Raw genomic sequence first — 16,987 nt, 5'->3', positions numbered from 1 at the left:
GAAGAGGTTGAGGGTAATATTATATAAGTTTGAAATCTGACAGGAAATAAGTGGGAGTATTGGATCATGGAGGCAGGGACAGTTAAGGGCGGCGAGGGAAGGCGCTGGTTTTTGAAAGGGATGAGGGACGGCACGCCGATCGGGCTGGGATATTTCGCTGTGGCGTTCACTCTGGGGATCGCATCGAAAAAAGCGGGGCTTACGGCGTTTCAGGCATCCGTCATGTCGGCGACGATGCTGGCGTCGGCGGGGCAGTTCGCAGGGATCGGCATGATCGCGGCCGGAGCGGGTTATATGGAGCTGGCGGTGACGGAGCTGGTGGTGAACCTGCGTTATCTTTTGATGTCCAGCGCCCTGTCCCAGAAGGTGCAAAGAGACAAGCCGTTCTATCACAGGTTCCTGATGGCATATGAGGTGACGGATGAGATCTTCGGCATCGCCATGTCGGTGGAGGGCAGGCTCCATCCAGCGTATATGTATGGAGCTGTGACGGTTGCGGCGCCGGGCTGGGTGCTGGGGACTTTTCTTGGCTCTGTGATCGGCATGATCCTTCCGGCCAACGTGATGAGCGCAATGAACGTGGCGCTCTACGGTATGTTCCTGGCTGTGGTAATACCGCCGTCGAAAAAAAGCCGGGTCATTGCCGGAGTGGTGGCCCTGTCCATGGCGGCAAGCTCTGCGTTTTCTCTGATCCCGGCCCTGTCCAACATATCGTCCGGGTTCCAGATGATCATATTGACGATCCTGCTTGCAGGGACCGCCGCCGTGCTGTTCCCGGTAAAACCAGAAGGGGAGGAGATTTAAGATGCAGCCGAATATTTATGTCAGTCTGCTTGTAATGTTTTTGACGATCTATGCGGTCCGGGCATTGCCCCTGACCCTGCTCCGTAAGGAGATAAAAAGCCCGTTTATACGCTCATTCCTGTTCTATGTGCCCTATGTGAGCCTGTCTGTGATGACATTTCCTGCGATCCTGGGGGCCACCTCGGATATCCGTTCGGGGCTGGCCGGTTTTGCGGCTGCGGTGGCGCTTGCCTGGGTGGACGGCAATCTGTTCCGCGTATCCATCGGCGCATGTCTGGCGGTGTATGTGGCGGAGCTGTTTTTATAGTGATTTTAGGATATAGAAAGATGGAGGAGACTGTATGTCCGGGATTCTGACGGTGCTTACAAAAGCAATCGCATTTATATTTATTATCGTAATGGGGTATGCGCTAAAGAAAAAGGGCTTTTTTGCGGCGAAGGATTTTTACCTGATCTCCAGGATCGTGATCCGTATTACGCTTCCCTGTGCCATCATATCGAATTTCAGCAGTCTTACCATGGACAACTCCCTGCTGTTTCTATGTGTGATCGGGATACTGGCCAATCTGGTCATGGTGGGGATCGGCTTCCTGACCAATATCCGTTCCGACGGAGACCGTACCGCCTTTGACATGATCAATCTGTCCGGCTACAATATCGGCAACTTTACGCTGCCGTTCGTGCAGAGCTTTTTAGGGCCGGTAGGCTTTGCCGCGACCAGCCTGTTTGATGCGGGAAATGCGGTGATGTGTACCGGAGTGACCTATACTCTGGCGTCCCTTGCAAAGGGGACCGGTGAGAAGGCGTCTCCGTCCAGCGTGGTGAGAAGCCTGCTGTCCTCCCTGCCTTTTGACGCGTATGTCATTATGACAATCCTGGCCGTGTGCAAGATCCCGCTGCCGTCGGTAGTGATCTCTTTTGCATCTACAGTGGGCGGCGCCAACGCGTTCCTTGCGCTGCTGATGATCGGGATCGGTTTTGAGATCCATATGGAGAAGGAAAAATTAAACAGGATCATCCGGTTGATGGTGATCCGTTACGGCGTGGCGGTGGTGTTTGCGCTGGGGGCATTTTTCCTGCTTCCCTTCCCGCTTCCCGTGCGCCAGGCCATGACGATCGTGGCGTTCGGCCCCATATCCTCCGTGGCGACGGCATTTACCGGCAGGATCGGCGGGGATGTAGAGCTTTCCAGTGCGGTCAACTCCCTCTCTATCGTGCTCAGTATCATTACGATCACCCTGACGCTGATCCTGGTGCTGTAGCTCAAAGAAATGACGTTTTTAACCGATTTTTGCCCGAATTCGGGGTATTATGTTGACAAAATAAAGAAACAGATTTATAATTCCCTCAACGTGGTCGGACCGACGACGGGAATAAGGGAGCAATACTTCCGGATTCAAACGAGGAGGAAAAAAGTATGGCAGTAGAAAAAAAGGATGCCGTAAAAGCTGTGGAAACAAAAGCGGCAGCACCGAAGGCAGAACCTGCAAAAGTGGCAGCCCCGAAGGCAGAGGCGCCAAAGACGGAGGCAAAAGCACCGGCGAAAGAGACTGTAAAGAAAGCAGCACCGAAGGCAGCTGCGAAGACCACTGAGAAGAAACCGGCTGTGAAAAAAGAGGCAGCTCCGAAGAAAGAAACCGTAAAAAAAGCTCCGGCGGCTAAGAAGGCGCCGGTAAAGAAAGCAGAACCGGCGGCAGCAGTTGTGATCGAGTATGCCGGGAAGCAGATCGCAGCCAGGGAAGTGCTGGCAGCAGCCACCAAGGCGTTTCAGGCAGCCAACAAGGGTGTCGAGATCAAAACCATCGAAATTTACGTGAAACCGGAAGAGAACGTTGCTTACTATGTAGTAAACGGAGAAGGTTCTGACGATTATAAGATCGTATTGTGATCATTGAGAGATCAACTGATCGTGATTCGCAAAAAGAGTCATGTGTCTGTCGTATGACGGGCATGTGGCTTTTTATTTTGTCCCCAATATTCCTCCATTGTATCCGGGAAAAAACTTGAAAGCGCCGCATGGGGCCGATATAATTGGACATAGAAGGAAGAATGACGGTACAAAGGGGAAGAGGATCATGAAAATGCAGAAGATGGAACCGAAGATCCTGACCTGTATGAAGGGGTATGGGGCAGGGCAGTTTAAAAAGGATGTGACAGCAGGGATACTGGTGGCGGTGATCGCATTTCCGCTTTCGGTGGCGCTGGCGATCGCCTCAGGCATGAGCCCGGAGCGTGGGCTGTATTCTGCGGTCATAGGCGGTTTTTTTGTGTCCCTGTTAGGCGGCAGTAAAGTCAATATCGGAGGGGCTACAGCGGCGACCGTCATGACCGTGTTCACGATCGTGGAGGAGTTTGGCCTGACGGGACTTGCTGTTGCCAGCATCATGGCGGGTATTTTTCTGATCCTTATGGGGGTTTTGCGGTTTGGGGCGCTTTTAAAGTACATTCCGCGCACCATTACGTTGGGGTTTACGGCAGGCATAGCCATGGGGATATTCTCCGGCCAGCTCAAAGGCTTTTTCGGGCTGGAGATGGGGGATATCCCGGTAAAGGTGATGGACAAGTTTATCGCTTATGCCGGAGTGATGCACACCATAAGCCTGCCGTCCCTTGCCGTAGGAGCGGCGGCGCTGGCGATCCTGGTTCTGCTGCCGAAGATCACCTCGCGGGTGCCGGCTTCCCTGGCTGCCATTCTGGTGACGACGCCTGCTGTCATGATTCTGAAACTGGATGTGGCAACCATCCGGAGCGTGTATGGGACGCTTCCATCCCATTTCCCGGAATTTGCCGTACCTGAAGTGACCTGGAGCATGATCGAGGCCCTGATCCCGTCGGCGGTGACGCTGGCGATCCTGATTGCGATCGTCTCCCTTCTGGCCTGCGTGGTGACGGATGGGCTTTTGGGGGAGCGTCATGACTCGAACCAGGAGCTGATCGCCCAGGGGATTGCCAATATCTTCTGCGGATTTTTTGGAGCTGTGCCGGTGGCAGGTGCGGTGGCGCGTGCTTCCGGCAGTGTAAAAAACGGCGGCAGGACCCCGGTGGCGGGACTGGTCCACAGCGTGACTGTGCTGCTGGTGCTCCTGTTTATGATGCCGCTTGCCGGATATATCCCCATACCGGCCCTGTCGGCAGTGCTCATTATGGTCGCTTATAATATGAGCAACTGGCGGGAATTTGTGTTCATGGCAAAGCATGCGCCCAGATCGGATTTTGCGGTGCTGATGGTCACATTTGTTTCCGGCGTGCTGGTGGACCTTCTGTTTGCAGTGGAGATGGGGGTCATGATGTCTGCCATCCTCTTTATGCGGCGGATGTCGGATGTGACGAAGGTCCGGGAGTGGGAATATGGGGCGGAGGACGATCCGGGAAGCTTAAGGCTGCGCAGGGTCCCGAACCATACGGTAGTTTATGAGATAGAAGGTCCTGTCTTCTTTGCGACGGTGGATGAGATGATGAACATCACGGCGGGACCGCGCACAAAGGTGATGATCCTGAGGATGCGTGGCGTCCCCAGCATTGATATCACAGCTCTGCAGCACATGGAGGATTTCCTGAACCGGTGTGAGAACCGTCATATCACGCTTCTGTTATCCCATGTGAACAGCCATCCCCGCGAAGTGATGGAGAAAGCGGGCATTGCAAAACGGATCGGTGAGGATAATTTCTGCGAGAACATTGATGCTGCGCTGCGCAGAGCGGAGGAGATCATATCAGAATATTGAGATGGAGTGATAACAGCTATGAGAGAAGGAGAAACGGTCAGACTGCCGGAAGCATTTGAGGAAAAGATGCGTGGGCTTTTGGGAGAAGAATACGGGGCGTTTGCGGACAGCTACGGGATGGAGCGTGTCCAGGGGCTTCGTTTTAATACGCTGAAGGGAGACCTGCAGCAGATGGCGGCACACTGCCGGCAGCGGTTTTCCTTGAGGCCGGTGCCATGGTGCCGTGAGGGATTTTACTATGACGGGGCCGCAAGGCCGGGGCGCCATCCCTACCATGAAGCCGGGGTGTACTATATCCAGGAGCCGAGCGCCATGGCTGTGGTCTCTCTCTTAGATCCCCAGCCGGGAGAACGCATCCTGGATCTGTGCGCGGCACCGGGAGGAAAGACGACCCACATTGCGGAGCGGCTGTGCGGGGAGGGGCTCCTCATCAGCAATGAGATCCACCCGGCCAGGGCAAAGATCCTGTCCCAGAATGTGGAACGGATGGGGATCCAAAACGCTGTGGTGACAAACGAAGATTCGGGCAGGTTACTCCCTTATTTCCAGGGATTTTTTGACGGGATCGTGGTGGATGCGCCCTGCTCCGGAGAAGGGATGTTCCGAAAAGATGAGCAGGCCAGGCAGGAGTGGAGCGGACAGAATGTGGAGATCTGTAGAGCCCGCCAGCAGGAGATCCTGGACAACGCGGCAGAGATGCTAAAGCCGGGCGGCAGACTGGTGTACTCCACCTGTACGTTTTCGCCGGAGGAGGACGAGGACGGGATCGCATGGTTTCTGGAACGCCACCCGGAATTTTCCATTGTGAAGGCGAAAGAGAACTGGCTCCTGTGTGGACTGTCCTCCGGTCATCCGGAATGGAGCACGCGAAGCTGTCCCGAGCTTTCTGACACTTACAGGATCTGGCCGCACAAAGCGGAGGGTGAGGGGCATTATCTGGCGCTGCTTGAGAAACGGGCAGAAGAGGGGGCAGGGAAGCGCTTGAAGAGCAGGAAGGGGACGGCCTCCGGCTTCTGGAATGACAAAGAGGGAAAAAAGGTTGTGCAGGAATTCATTGCTGAAATGTCAGCAGATCCGGCTGCAGCAGAAAGCCTCCTGGAGAATCTGATCCTGTTCGGGGAGCAGGTGTACCGCCTTCCCGACGGGATGCCGGATTTCTCCGGCCTCCGTGTGCTGCGCCCGGGCCTGCATCTGGGGACGCTGAAGAAGAAACGCCTGGAACCTTCCCATGCCCTGGCTCTGGCGCTGCGTCCGGAGCAGGTGAAGCGGTCCGTGGACTTATCCGGGGACGGCGCCGAGATCCTGGCATATCTTTCCGGCAATACCATTTCTGACGACAGTGCAGGCAATGGCTGGACTCTGGTGTGTGTGGACGGCTATTCGACCGGCTGGGCAAAGGCCGTTTCCGGCGTATTGAAGAATCATTACCCTAAAGGCCTGCGCATATAAATATCTGCATATCCTCGGGGACCGCTGCCGTAAAGGACAGCGGTTCTTTTGTTATGGGATGAGAAAAGGCAAGCTTCCAGGAGTGAAGACTCTGCCGCCCGATATAACGGTAGTCAGGATGATAAAGGAAATCCCCAAACAGCGGGTATCCTGTGTGTTTCATATGGACCCGGATCTGATGGGTGCGTCCGGTCTCCAACTGCAGTTCCAACAGCGAGGCGTCCAGGCCAGGGTGATAGGAGAGGAAGCGGTAGTGGGTAACGGCAGGCTCTCCATGGATAAAATCAACCTGTCTCTCGATGGTGGAGCCATCCACCCGTGCGATGGGGGCATCGATGACGCCGCAGGCTCCGTACTGGCGGATATCCCCGGAAACTGCCGCAAGATAGGTGCGGCGGATCTGGCGCGTTTTTACCATATCGGAGAGGATACAGGCGCTCAGGCCGTGTTTTGCAAGGATTAAAAGCCCGGTGGTATCGCGGTCGAGGCGGTTGATGACCCGGTAGGTGAAGTGGTCGCCCTTTTGTGCAAAATACCAGGCCATGCCGTTTGCGAGAGAGTTTGAAAAATGGCCCTGGGAGGGATGTATGGGGACATTTGCCGCCTTGTTGACCACAAGGATGTCCCGGTCCTCATACAGGATGTCAAGGGGCATCTGCGTGGGAACGATCCTGTGGGAAACAGTTTCCCTGGGAAGCTGTACGGTCAGGACCTCTCCAGCCTCCATCCGGCGGGTCACATAGACATGGGTTTTGTCTATGGTGAGGCCGGAAGGAGATTTCTTCAGATCGATGATCAGGCGGCGGGAATAGCCGTTTGCCAGGAGCAGATCCTCTACGGTCATCCCTGCTTCCGGCGCGGAATAGTGAAAAACTGGCGTCATATGTCATTCCTTCTGTTTTAAATGTTTATTTTTGCTTACAGCGTGGTCTACAACCGTGTCTTCTTTTAAAAAGCTGGCGCGCTTGATGCTGTCGATGCCGTATTTGCCGCGTATGGTGTCAACGGCTTTTTCCAGCTCCTTCATTTTCCGGGACTGAGGAGTCTCAAAGAGGCTCATCTGCTCAAAATGGTCCTCGGAGATCCGGGTAGCCCGAAGCCCGATCAGACGGACCGGGGTCAGATCCCAGAATTCCCTGAGCAGCCGGCATGCGGTCTGGTAGAGGACTGTGGTGGAGTCAGTCGGGACCTCCAGAGTGGTCTGGTGGGACTGGCTGCTAAACTGCCAGTCCTTTAACTCAACGCAGATACAGTTGCTCCTCACCTGCTTTTCTCTCAGACGTGCGCCCACCGTCTCGCTGAGAGCCAGGAGCACCTGGCAGGCAGTTTCATAATCAGATACGTCGCGGGGGAGGGTGATACTGTTGCCGTAGCCTTTGTTGACCGGTTCTTTTTCTGCCACCGGGTCGTCGTCGATGCCGTTGGCATACTGGTGGATCAGGACGCTGTATTTGTCACCCAAATGGATCTTTAAAATGTGGGGATCGCAGGCAGCCACATCTCCTATGGTGTGCAGGCCGATCCGCTCCATCTTGGAAGCGGCGGCTCCTCCGACGAAGAACAGGCTGCGGAGTGGAAGCGGCCACATTTTTTTAGGGATCTCTTCCATATAGAGGGTATGAGTCTTATCCGGCTTTTCAAAGTCGGATGCCATCTTTGCCAACAGCTTGTTGGGAGCGATCCCCACGTTGACGGTAAAACCCAGCTCCTGATAGACCCGGCTGCGGATCTGATCTGCGACCTGGACGGGGGAACCGAACAGGTGGATGGTTTCTGTCATATCCAGGAACGCTTCGTCAATGCTGAACTGCTCAATATCCGGGGTGTAGTCCATGAGCAGGCTGATCAGCTTCCGGGAGTAGTCCAGGTAGAGGTCAAAACGCGATGGGACGATGACCAGCTCCGGGCATTTGCGCAGGGCGGATATGAGAGGCTCGGCGGTGGTGATCCCGTATTTCTTTGCAGGAGTGGACTTGGCAAGGACAATGCCGTGCCGGGAACTGGCGTCACCACCGACTGCGGATGGGATGGTGCGCAGATCCAGGGCGGACGGGTCCTGTTTTAAGCGGTAGACGGACTCCCAGCTCAAGAACGCGGAGTTTACATCAATGTGGAATATCAGGCGTGGACGGGACATGGCCGGCCTCCTTTCATTTCTAACGTGAGTATATCAGAATATTTCTTAAAAATCCAGAATAGGAATCTAGTAATATTATTTTCCTGACGAGGCTGCAAAACTATGATAAAACGATTCCAGGCGTATGGCCTGATGGCAGGCATCACTTTGGGATTTGCCGTGTGGGGCGCGGCTGGAATGGAGCCGGGCTGGAACCGGGAGGATCCGGCGGTATTCCCTGTCGCTGCGCGTCCTGCCGCCGCAGATGCCGCAGATGCAAAGGAAGCCGGCGAAATGAATCTTCACGCCTTAAGCGCTGTCCTCATGGATGCGGACAGCGGAAGGATATTATACGGAAAGGATGAGCGGACTGCACGCCCCATGGCGAGCACCACGAAGATCATGACCTGCATCCTGGCTCTGGAAAACGGTTCCATGGAGGACATCTGCACGGTCTCTTCCAATGCAGCAGGGCAGCCCAAAGTCCATCTGGGAGCATCAAAGGGCAGCGAATTTTATTTAAAAGATCTTCTCTATTCCCTGATGCTGGAGTCACACAATGATTCGGCAGTCATCATTGCGGAGCATATCGGAGGGAGTGTGGAGGGATTTGCGGCCATGATGAACCAGAAAGCCCGGGACATCGGCTGTAAGGACACCTGCTTTGTGACGCCCAATGGCCTGGACGCCGTCTATACAGCTCCGGATGGAACTGAGTACACACATGGGACTACAGCGGCAGATCTGGCGTTGATCCTGCGCTACTGCATTGAGGAGTCTCCTAAACGGGAGGAGTTTCTTGAGATCACCAGGACCGCCAGCTACAGTTTCACAGATAAAGCCGGAAAATATTCCTATTACTGCGCCAATCACAATGCTTTTCTAAATATGATGGAGGGAGCGTTGACCGGAAAGACCGGTTTCACCGGAGGGGCAGGATATTCCTATGTGGCGGCGCTTGAAGACGGGGAGCGGACCTTTGTGATCGCCCTGTTAGGCAGCGGCTGGCCTCCGCACAAGACTTATAAATGGGCAGATGCCAAAGCCCTGTTCGGATATGGAAAGGAACACTATGCATACCGCGATGTGTATGAGGAGCCAGAACTTCCCCAACTGCCCGTGAAAGAGGGGATCACAGACACCAGGGTCCCGTTGACGACTGGCCTTGGGGAAGATGAGAAGCATCTGCGTCTGCTTTTGGCAGAAGATGAGGATGTGGAACAGAGGGTGGAGGCGCCGGATATGCTGGAGGCGCCGGTAAAGGCAGGAGAGCTGGTAGGGCATGTGGTCTGTACCCTGAATGGAGAGACAGTCCAGATCTATCCCCTTTATGCAGACGCGTCTGTGGAACGGTGGAATCTGCCTTATTGTGTCAGACAATTCGCTGATCTTTTTCTTATGTGTGAATAACCAGATGAATTGCAGCCATTAACTTAATTATATTTTGTCAAAAAAATAAAAAAGTTAAAAAAATAACTTGAATTTTGTCCTTCTCCATTATACAATTATAATCGGCAGAAATTGGATTTACTAAGCGATATGCTGTGGATTTATTAACAATGTTCCGTGAATCCTATGGCATATCGTGAAAATATTTCAAAATGGAGGATTGCAAAATGAGTAATTCAGCACAAACATCAGCAAGTAACAGAATCAATGCATTACTTGATGAGAGCAGTTTTGTTGAAGTCGGCGCTTACATTACAGCGAGAAGCACTGATTTCAACATGACTGACAAGGAAACTCCGGCAGATGGCGTGATCACCGGTTACGGTACCATTGACGGAAGCCTTGTGTACGTGTACAGCCAGGACGCTTCCGTACTGGGCGGTTCCTTAGGCGAGATGCACGCGAAGAAGATTGAGGGCATCTATTCCATGGCTGTGAAGATGGGCGCGCCGGTGATCGGACTGATCGACTGCGCAGGCTTAAGGCTTCAGGAGGCAACCGATGCATTAAACGGGTTTGGCGGCATGTACTTAAGCCAGACGATGGCCTCCGGCGTAGTTCCGCAGATCTCCGCGATCTTTGGAAGCTGCGGCGGCGGTATGGCAGTATCTTCCGCCATGTCAGATTTCATTTTCATGGAAAAGAAGAACGCGAAATTATTTGTAAATGCTCCAAATGCGATCGACGGCAACCGTGTTGAGAAATGCGATACGGCAAGCGCTGCGTTCCAAAGCGAGGAGACAGGACTGGTGGATTTCACCGGCAGCGAGGACGAGGTGCTTTCCCAGATCCGTACCCTGGTTTCCATCCTTCCGGCAAACAATGAGGACGACATGTCCTACAGTGAGTGCAGCGATGATTTAAACCGCATCTGCGCAGATCTTGAGAACTGTGCGGGCGCAACAGACATTGCCCTGGCGCAGATTTCCGATGATGGCTTCTTTATGGAAGTGAAGAAGGCATATGACCCGTCCATGGTGACTGGATTTATCCGTCTTAACGGGACAACCGTCGGCTGTGTTGCCAACCGCACCGCAGTATATGGTGAGAACGGCGTGAAGGAGTCGGAGTACGAGGCAGTGCTGTCCTACAAGGGCTGTGAAAAGGCTGCCGGGTTCGTGTCCTTCTGTGACGCGTTCAACATCCCGCTTTTAACCCTGGTGAATGTAAAAGGCTATAAGGCAAGCAAGTGCACTGAGCGCAGGATCGCGAAGAGCGCAGGTCGCCTGACCTATGCATTTGCCAATGCAAGTGTTCCGAAGGTAACTGTGATCGTGGGCGAAGCATACGGCACCGCTTATCTGACTATGAACTCCAAGTCCATCGGGGCAGATATGGTATATGCATGGCCGAACGCAGCCATCGGTATGATGGACGCGACCGCCGCCGCCAAGATCATGTATGCGGATGAGATCGCAAAGGCAGATGACAGCCTGGCTCTGATCAATGAAAAGGCAGCCGCTTACCGTGAATTACAGTCCAGCGCAGTTGCAGCCGCAAAGAGAGGATATGTAGATGACATCATCGAGGCATGTGACACCAGAAAACGTGTCATCGCAGCTTTTGAGATGTTATTTACCAAGAGAGAGGATCGTCCGGACAGAAAACATGGAACGGTTTAGAATGAGGTGACAGGTATATGAAACAGTATATGAAACGAGTAATGTTAGTGTTATGTATGGTAGCCTGCCTCTTTTCATTGTCTGCTTGTTCCGCCAGCACGGCTGTGGATGAGGAGGAGACCCTGAATCCTCAGATGGAGGCATATTTCTCCGACGGGACCGAGGGCCTTTTAGAGACGATTACCAGCATGGACAAGGCGGAGGCAGAACAGTCCGAAGAAGGCCTTCTGAAGCAGAAGGAAGCCGGACTGGCCAGCGGCGTGACATCCTGGATCAATGTAATGCATGATACCGGAGCATACAGCGGTATTATTTCATCCACGGTAGAGGCTGGTGAGGATGAGACCTTTATCGGAACGGCCCTGGCACAGTTTGAGAACCGCAATGTTGAATTCAAGGTATATTATGCATGGGATGACCGTCAGCAGAACTACATGCCGACCTCGATCGCATTTTCACCGGAGTACACCACCGGAGAGAAGATGGAGAAGGCGGCCATGAATACCCTGATGGGTATGGGCACGGTATTCCTGGTATTGATTTTCATCAGCCTGCTGATCAGCTGTTTCAAGTTCATCAACGACTTTGAAAAGAAGATGAAGGCGAAAGAGACCGCAGCAGCGCCTGCAGCACCGGCGGCCGCGGCAGTACCGGTGGCTGAGGCACAGGCAGAGGAACTGGTCGATGACCTGGAGCTGGTGGCTGTCATTACGGCGGCGATCGCAGCGGCGACCAACTCATCAACGGACGGCCTGGTAGTGCGCTCCATCAAACGTGCACCCGGCGCCAAATGGAAAAGAGCATAAGCAAATAGGAGGATTCATATCATGAAGAATTATACAATTACAGTCAATGGCAATGTTTATGAAGTAACCGTAGAAGAAGGCGCTTCCACCGGCGCAGTAGCAGCAGCACCGAAGGCGGCACCGAAGGCAGCACCGGCTGCAGCTCCAAAGGCAGCTGCCCCGGCAGGCGCAGCAGGCTCCGTGGTTGTGACTGCTCCGATGCCGGGCAAGATCCTGGCTGTTAAGGCAAGCGCAGGACAGGCCGTGAAGAAGGGCGATGTGATCATGGTGCTTGAGGCCATGAAGATGGAAAATGATATCGTAGCTCCCCAGGATGGAACCGTTGCAAGCATTAATGCAGCAGTTGGCGATTCCGTAGAAGCCGGCGCAACTCTTGCTACATTAAACTAATAGCTTGCATTAACGGCAAGTTCCACATGGAGGGATTAAAATGGATTATATAGCAACAACATTGGATAATCTTCTTCATCAGACGGCGTTTTTTAACCTGACGTTCGGCAACCTTATTATGATCCTTGTGGCTTTTGTTTTCCTGTACCTTGCGATCCGCAAGGGCTTCGAGCCGCTTTTACTGGTTCCGATCGCTTTCGGTATGCTGCTTGTTAATATCTATCCGGATATTATGGCGTCTCCTGAAGATACTTCAAACGGAGTTGGCGGACTGCTTCATTATTTCTATCTTTTAGATGAGTGGAGTATTCTTCCTTCCCTGATTTTTATGGGTGTCGGAGCAATGACGGATTTCGGTCCGCTGATTGCAAACCCCAAGAGCTTTCTGCTGGGTGCAGCAGCTCAGTTCGGCATTTATGCAGCGTATTTCATGGCCATCTTTATGGGCTTTAATGACAAGGCGGCAGCAGCGATCTCCATCATCGGCGGCGCTGACGGTCCGACCTCCATCTTCCTGGCTGGAAAGCTTGGACAGACCGAGTTCATGGGACCGATCGCCGTGGCGGCCTATTCCTACATGGCGCTGGTGCCGATCATCCAGCCGCCGATCATGAAGCTTCTGACCACGGAGAAAGAGCGCCAGATCAAGATGGAACAGCTTCGCCCGGTTTCCAAGCTGGAGAAGATCCTGTTCCCGATCATCGTTACTACGGTTGTATGTCTGATCCTGCCGTCCACGGCTCCGCTTGTGGGCATGCTGATGCTGGGCAACTTATTCCGTGAGAGCGGCGTTGTAAAGCAGCTTTCCGAGACTGCAAGCAATGCGCTGATGTACATTGTTGTTATCCTTCTGGGTACCTCTGTTGGCGCAACTACCAGCGCTGAGGCATTCCTGAAAGTGACGACTCTGCAGATCGTGGCTCTGGGCCTGATCGCATTTGCATTTGGTACCGCGGCAGGCGTCATCTTTGGCAAGATCATGTGCAAGGTCACCGGAGGCAAGGTGAACCCGCTGATCGGTTCTGCCGGTGTATCCGCAGTACCTATGGCTGCTCGTGTATCCCAGAAGGTGGGTGCTGAGGCAGATCCGACCAACTTCCTGCTGATGCACGCCATGGGACCGAACGTGGCAGGTGTTATCGGTACGGCGGTAGCAGCCGGTACGTTCATGGCTATTTTCGGCGTGGGCTGATCGCAGCAATAAGGTGGGAATAAAGATAGAATATTCTAGGAGGTAAATAAAATGGCTGAGATACAGAAAAAGCCGGTTAAGATTGTGGAAACCGTCCTGCGTGACGCACATCAGTCTTTAATCGCAACCAGAATGAGCACCGAGCAGATGCTGCCTATCGTGGACAAGATGGACCAGGTAGGATACTATGCAGTAGAGTGCTGGGGCGGCGCTACCTTCGATGCTTCCCTGCGTTTCCTGAAAGAGGATCCGTGGGAGAGACTGAGAAAGTTAAGAGCCGGATTCAAGAACACCAAGTTACAGATGCTGTTCCGCGGACAGAATATCCTGGGCTACAATCATTACGCAGATGACGTGGTGGAGTATTTCGTTCAGAAGTCCATTGCAAACGGTATCGATATCATCCGTATTTTCGACTGCTTAAATGACCTGCGCAACCTGCAGACCGCTGTAAAAGCATGTAATAAAGAAAAGGGACATGCGCAGATCGCTCTGTGCTACACCTTGGGCGATGCATACACCCTGGATTACTGGAAGGATATTGCAAAGAGGATCGAGAACATGGGTGCAGATTCCATCTGTATCAAGGATATGGCAGGGCTGCTGACCCCGTATGCGGCTCAGGAGCTGGTTACCGCCCTGAAAGAGTCCACCCAGCTGCCGATCGACCTGCATACCCATTACACCTCCGGTGTAGCCTCCATGACGTACTTAAAGGCAGTGGAAGCGGGCTGCGATATCATCGACACCGCTATGTCCCCGTTTGCCCTTGGCACCAGCCAGCCGGCAACCGAGGTTATGGTTGAGACCTTCCGCGGCACTCCGTATGACACGGGATACAGCCAGGATATCCTGGCAGAGATCGCCGACTACTTCGCACCGATGCGTGAGGAAGTATTAAAGAGCGGCCTCTTGAACCCGAAGGTGCTGGGTGTCAATATCAAGACCCTGCGCTATCAGGTTCCGGGCGGCATGCTGTCCAACCTGGTTAACCAGCTGAAAGAGGCAGGTAAGGAAGATAAGTATCAGGCAGTTTTAGAGGAGATCCCGAGAGTAAGAAAAGACTTCGGTGAGCCGCCGCTTGTTACCCCGTCTTCTCAGATCGTAGGTACCCAGGCTGTTATGAACGTTATTTCCGGTGAGCGTTACAAGATGGTCCCGAAGGAGTCCAAGAAGATCATGCTTGGAGAGTTTGGCCAGACTGTAAAACCGTTCAATCCGGAGGTACAGAAGAAGATCATCGGCGACGAGACCCCGATCACCTGCAGGCCTGCAGATCTGATCCCGCCGCAGCTGCCGCAGTTCGAGAAGGAGTGCGCACGTTGGAAACAGCAGGATGAGGATGTGTTATCCTACGCTCTGTTCCCGAAGGTTGCTGAGGAGTTCTTCAAATACAGAGAAGCCCAGCAGACTAAAGTAGATGCAACCGTTGCAGATACAAAGAGCAAGGCATATCCGGTATAATGAGCAATTGCAGACAGGATAGAACAGCTTAATGTTCAAGAACAGATACCGCCCGGCGATGGAAGATTCCATGCCGGGCGGTATTTTGCTGCGCTGAGTGGAGCGCGTTTTATATTGTTAAAGCAGTTTCTTGATCAAAAACAGATTCAGAAGCTCGCTTACCATGAAAAGAGAGTACCGCATATCCTCTACTTCAGGGTGGATCTCATGACAGTTCTCAAAACCAATGAGATGCAGCGGACCTTCTTTATCTCCCAGCCAGCAGATAAACGCTGCCTTCACATTGCGTTTTTCAAGCCATGCGCGGGTCTTTGGGGCGGGGATCGTCTCAATGTTCTGGAACGTGACGATGGGAAGCTCCGGTGAAAGGTCCCAGTCCAGCGTGCTGAGCTCGTCCAGAGTATCTTCCATGGGAGTCGTTCCAACACTGTTCCAGTTATACAGATCTTCAAAATATCCATCTGGCGTTTTGCGGCAGATGTAGATGCGGTCGGCACAGAAGCTGTGCCCGATAAAGCCCAGGAGCTCTGACATCGTGCTCCGGCTGTCCGGTTCTTTCAGAAATATCTGGAAGAGATATTCTACAATATCCTCATGGAAGCTTTTCTGCATCGCCAAAAGAGGGCGGATATTGGCAGAATGCCCATGTATGAGATGGCCGTCGCTCCCGTAGAAGGAATAACTGTTTTTGCCGTGTTTCTTCGTATAATACATAGAGTCATCGGCTTTGGCAAACAGCGTCGTGAAGTCCTCGCCATGCTCCGGATAAAAGCAGACACCAATACTGCAGCTAATGGAAGGAGCTTCCGGGGATGTGCCCGTGTCGGAAAACAGATCGCGGATACTATCCAGCCGTGGAAGTACGTGGGCCTTTTTGCTGATCCGGGGAAGGAAGACTACAAATTCATCTCCGCCGATCCGGGCAATGATATCATCCTTTCTGAACATAGAGAGCAGTTCCTGTGCGATATCCTTCAGGATGGCGTCACCATAAAGATGGCCCATGGTATCATTCAGCTTTTTGAAATTATCAATATCGATCAGAAGAAAGGCGGCAAGCTCGTCGCTGTTTTCCATGTACTGGTCGATTCGGCGGATACATTCTCTCCGGTTTAGCAGACCGGTCAGAGGATCTATCCCTGCTATTTTGCGCGTTTCCAGAATCTCTATCTTGCGTTCGTTGATATCGGAGATAATACCCAGGATCTTTAAGAGCTTCCCTTTTTGATCATACATGGTGGTGGCATGTACATCCACCCAGAGATAGTGACCGTCACGATGCTTGATGCGGTACTCATGCTGCATCTGCCGGTTACCCTTTAAAAGTCCCTGGAATTTTTGGCGTAGAGGACCCTTGTCCTCTTCAAAAATAATGTCGGTGTTGAACATAGAATCCGGAAATCCTTTAACAGGGATAGCATAGCCAAACTTTTTTTCAAAGTTGGGTGAGTAGTAAATGTCAAGAGTCTGGCAGTCCAGCTCAAAAATGATGTCCTGCAGCTGTGACAGTACGATCTCATAGCGCTGCTCGCTGAGCGCGAGGGCTTCCTGGCTTTTTTTGCTGTCAGAGATATCGTGGAAGATGCAGTGAAAATACTGACGCTGCAATTCATCCCTTCTGAGCTCGGCACTGATCCAGATCCAGCGGATATCTCCGGTACTGGTGGTCAGCCGGTTTTCAAACATGAATACGTCATGTTTCTTCAATTGTGCGGCAATCTCTGTTTGGATAGGCAGTCTGTCATCGGGAGGGATGCATTCGATCAGATGGTTGTGGAACCGCTGTTCCATCTCCTCTGGCGTGTAGCCGAGAAATTCGTAGAGGTTGTTCTGTGACTTCAATAAGGTGAAATATTCATCATAAAGGCAGTTGAAAACACCGTTTGACACGTGTTCTGCTCTGTATTCCATCCTTGTTCCTCCCTTGACAGAATTGTTTACTGGAAAAATATTACAATATGTTTAATTAT

The 16,987-nt window shown here is 52.8% G+C and carries 15 protein-coding genes; 12 read left to right on the top strand and 3 right to left on the bottom strand.

What is annotated here, in order from left to right:
• Window positions 1-66: 66 nt before the first annotated feature.
• From AB1I67_RS16420 to AB1I67_RS16395, 6 genes are all read left to right on the top strand, one after another.
• Entirely contained in the window at window positions 67-804 is a 738-nt protein-coding gene (locus AB1I67_RS16420) for an AzlC family ABC transporter permease (protein WP_367030984.1), read from the top strand.
• A gap of 1 nt (window position 805) precedes the next feature.
• The gene (locus AB1I67_RS16415) at window positions 806-1,111 is read left to right on the top strand and encodes an AzlD domain-containing protein (protein ID WP_367030982.1); all 306 of its coding nucleotides are present in this window, start codon (window positions 806-808) and stop codon (window positions 1,109-1,111) included.
• A gap of 34 nt (window positions 1,112-1,145) precedes the next feature.
• Window positions 1,146-2,066 carry an AEC family transporter gene (locus AB1I67_RS16410; RefSeq protein ID WP_367030981.1) on the top strand — a complete coding sequence of 307 codons (921 nt, stop codon included), beginning with the start codon at window positions 1,146-1,148 and terminating at the stop codon, window positions 2,064-2,066.
• Window positions 2,067-2,221: 155 nt separating this feature from the next.
• A complete protein-coding gene (locus AB1I67_RS16405; RefSeq protein WP_367030980.1) occupies window positions 2,222-2,692 on the top strand; it encodes a DUF6465 family protein in 471 nt (156 codons plus the stop codon).
• Between the two features lie 187 nt (window positions 2,693-2,879).
• Window positions 2,880-4,529: a SulP family inorganic anion transporter gene (locus tag AB1I67_RS16400; RefSeq protein ID WP_367030979.1), complete on the top strand. Its 1,650-nt coding sequence runs from the start codon at window positions 2,880-2,882 to the stop codon at window positions 4,527-4,529.
• Window positions 4,530-4,547: 18 nt separating this feature from the next.
• Complete coding sequence (locus tag AB1I67_RS16395) at window positions 4,548-5,978, top strand: RsmF rRNA methyltransferase first C-terminal domain-containing protein (protein ID WP_367030977.1); 1,431 nt, start codon at window positions 4,548-4,550, stop codon at window positions 5,976-5,978.
• Here the strand turns inward: AB1I67_RS16395 and AB1I67_RS16390 are convergent.
• Both AB1I67_RS16390 and AB1I67_RS16385 read right to left on the bottom strand, forming a co-directional pair.
• Window positions 5,959-6,861: an RluA family pseudouridine synthase gene (locus AB1I67_RS16390; RefSeq protein WP_367030976.1), complete on the bottom strand. Its 903-nt coding sequence runs from the start codon at window positions 6,859-6,861 to the stop codon at window positions 5,959-5,961. The genes AB1I67_RS16395 and AB1I67_RS16390 overlap by 20 nt on opposite strands.
• 3 nt (window positions 6,862-6,864) lie before the next feature.
• A complete protein-coding gene (locus AB1I67_RS16385) occupies window positions 6,865-8,115 on the bottom strand; it encodes a DNA polymerase IV (RefSeq protein WP_367030975.1) in 1,251 nt (416 codons plus the stop codon).
• Window positions 8,116-8,217: 102 nt separating this feature from the next.
• On the opposite strand from AB1I67_RS16385, the gene AB1I67_RS16380 reads away from it, so the two are divergent.
• From AB1I67_RS16380 to AB1I67_RS16355, 6 genes are all read left to right on the top strand, one after another.
• On the top strand, window positions 8,218-9,504 hold the full coding sequence (locus AB1I67_RS16380) for a D-alanyl-D-alanine carboxypeptidase family protein (protein WP_367030974.1): 1,287 nt from the start codon (window positions 8,218-8,220) through the stop codon (window positions 9,502-9,504).
• Window positions 9,505-9,710: 206 nt separating this feature from the next.
• Complete coding sequence (locus AB1I67_RS16375; RefSeq protein ID WP_367030973.1) at window positions 9,711-11,165, top strand: carboxyl transferase domain-containing protein; 1,455 nt, start codon at window positions 9,711-9,713, stop codon at window positions 11,163-11,165.
• Between the two features lie 17 nt (window positions 11,166-11,182).
• A complete protein-coding gene (locus AB1I67_RS16370; RefSeq protein WP_367030972.1) occupies window positions 11,183-11,971 on the top strand; it encodes an OadG family protein in 789 nt (262 codons plus the stop codon).
• Window positions 11,972-11,992: 21 nt separating this feature from the next.
• Complete coding sequence (locus AB1I67_RS16365) at window positions 11,993-12,361, top strand: biotin/lipoyl-containing protein (protein ID WP_367030971.1); 369 nt, start codon at window positions 11,993-11,995, stop codon at window positions 12,359-12,361.
• A gap of 40 nt (window positions 12,362-12,401) precedes the next feature.
• A complete protein-coding gene (locus AB1I67_RS16360; protein WP_367030970.1) occupies window positions 12,402-13,553 on the top strand; it encodes a sodium ion-translocating decarboxylase subunit beta in 1,152 nt (383 codons plus the stop codon).
• Window positions 13,554-13,604: 51 nt separating this feature from the next.
• Window positions 13,605-15,017: an oxaloacetate decarboxylase subunit alpha gene (locus AB1I67_RS16355; protein WP_367030969.1), complete on the top strand. Its 1,413-nt coding sequence runs from the start codon at window positions 13,605-13,607 to the stop codon at window positions 15,015-15,017.
• A gap of 117 nt (window positions 15,018-15,134) precedes the next feature.
• On the opposite strand, the gene AB1I67_RS16350 is transcribed toward AB1I67_RS16355, so the two are convergent.
• Entirely contained in the window at window positions 15,135-16,928 is a 1,794-nt protein-coding gene (locus tag AB1I67_RS16350) for a diguanylate cyclase (protein WP_367030968.1), read from the bottom strand.
• Window positions 16,929-16,987: the final 59 nt, after the last annotated feature.

The organism is Clostridium sp. AN503 (assembly GCF_040719375.1).
GTDB lineage: Bacteria > Bacillota > Clostridia > Lachnospirales > Lachnospiraceae > Brotaphodocola.
This window is presented reverse-complemented; position numbering and strand designations above follow the sequence as displayed.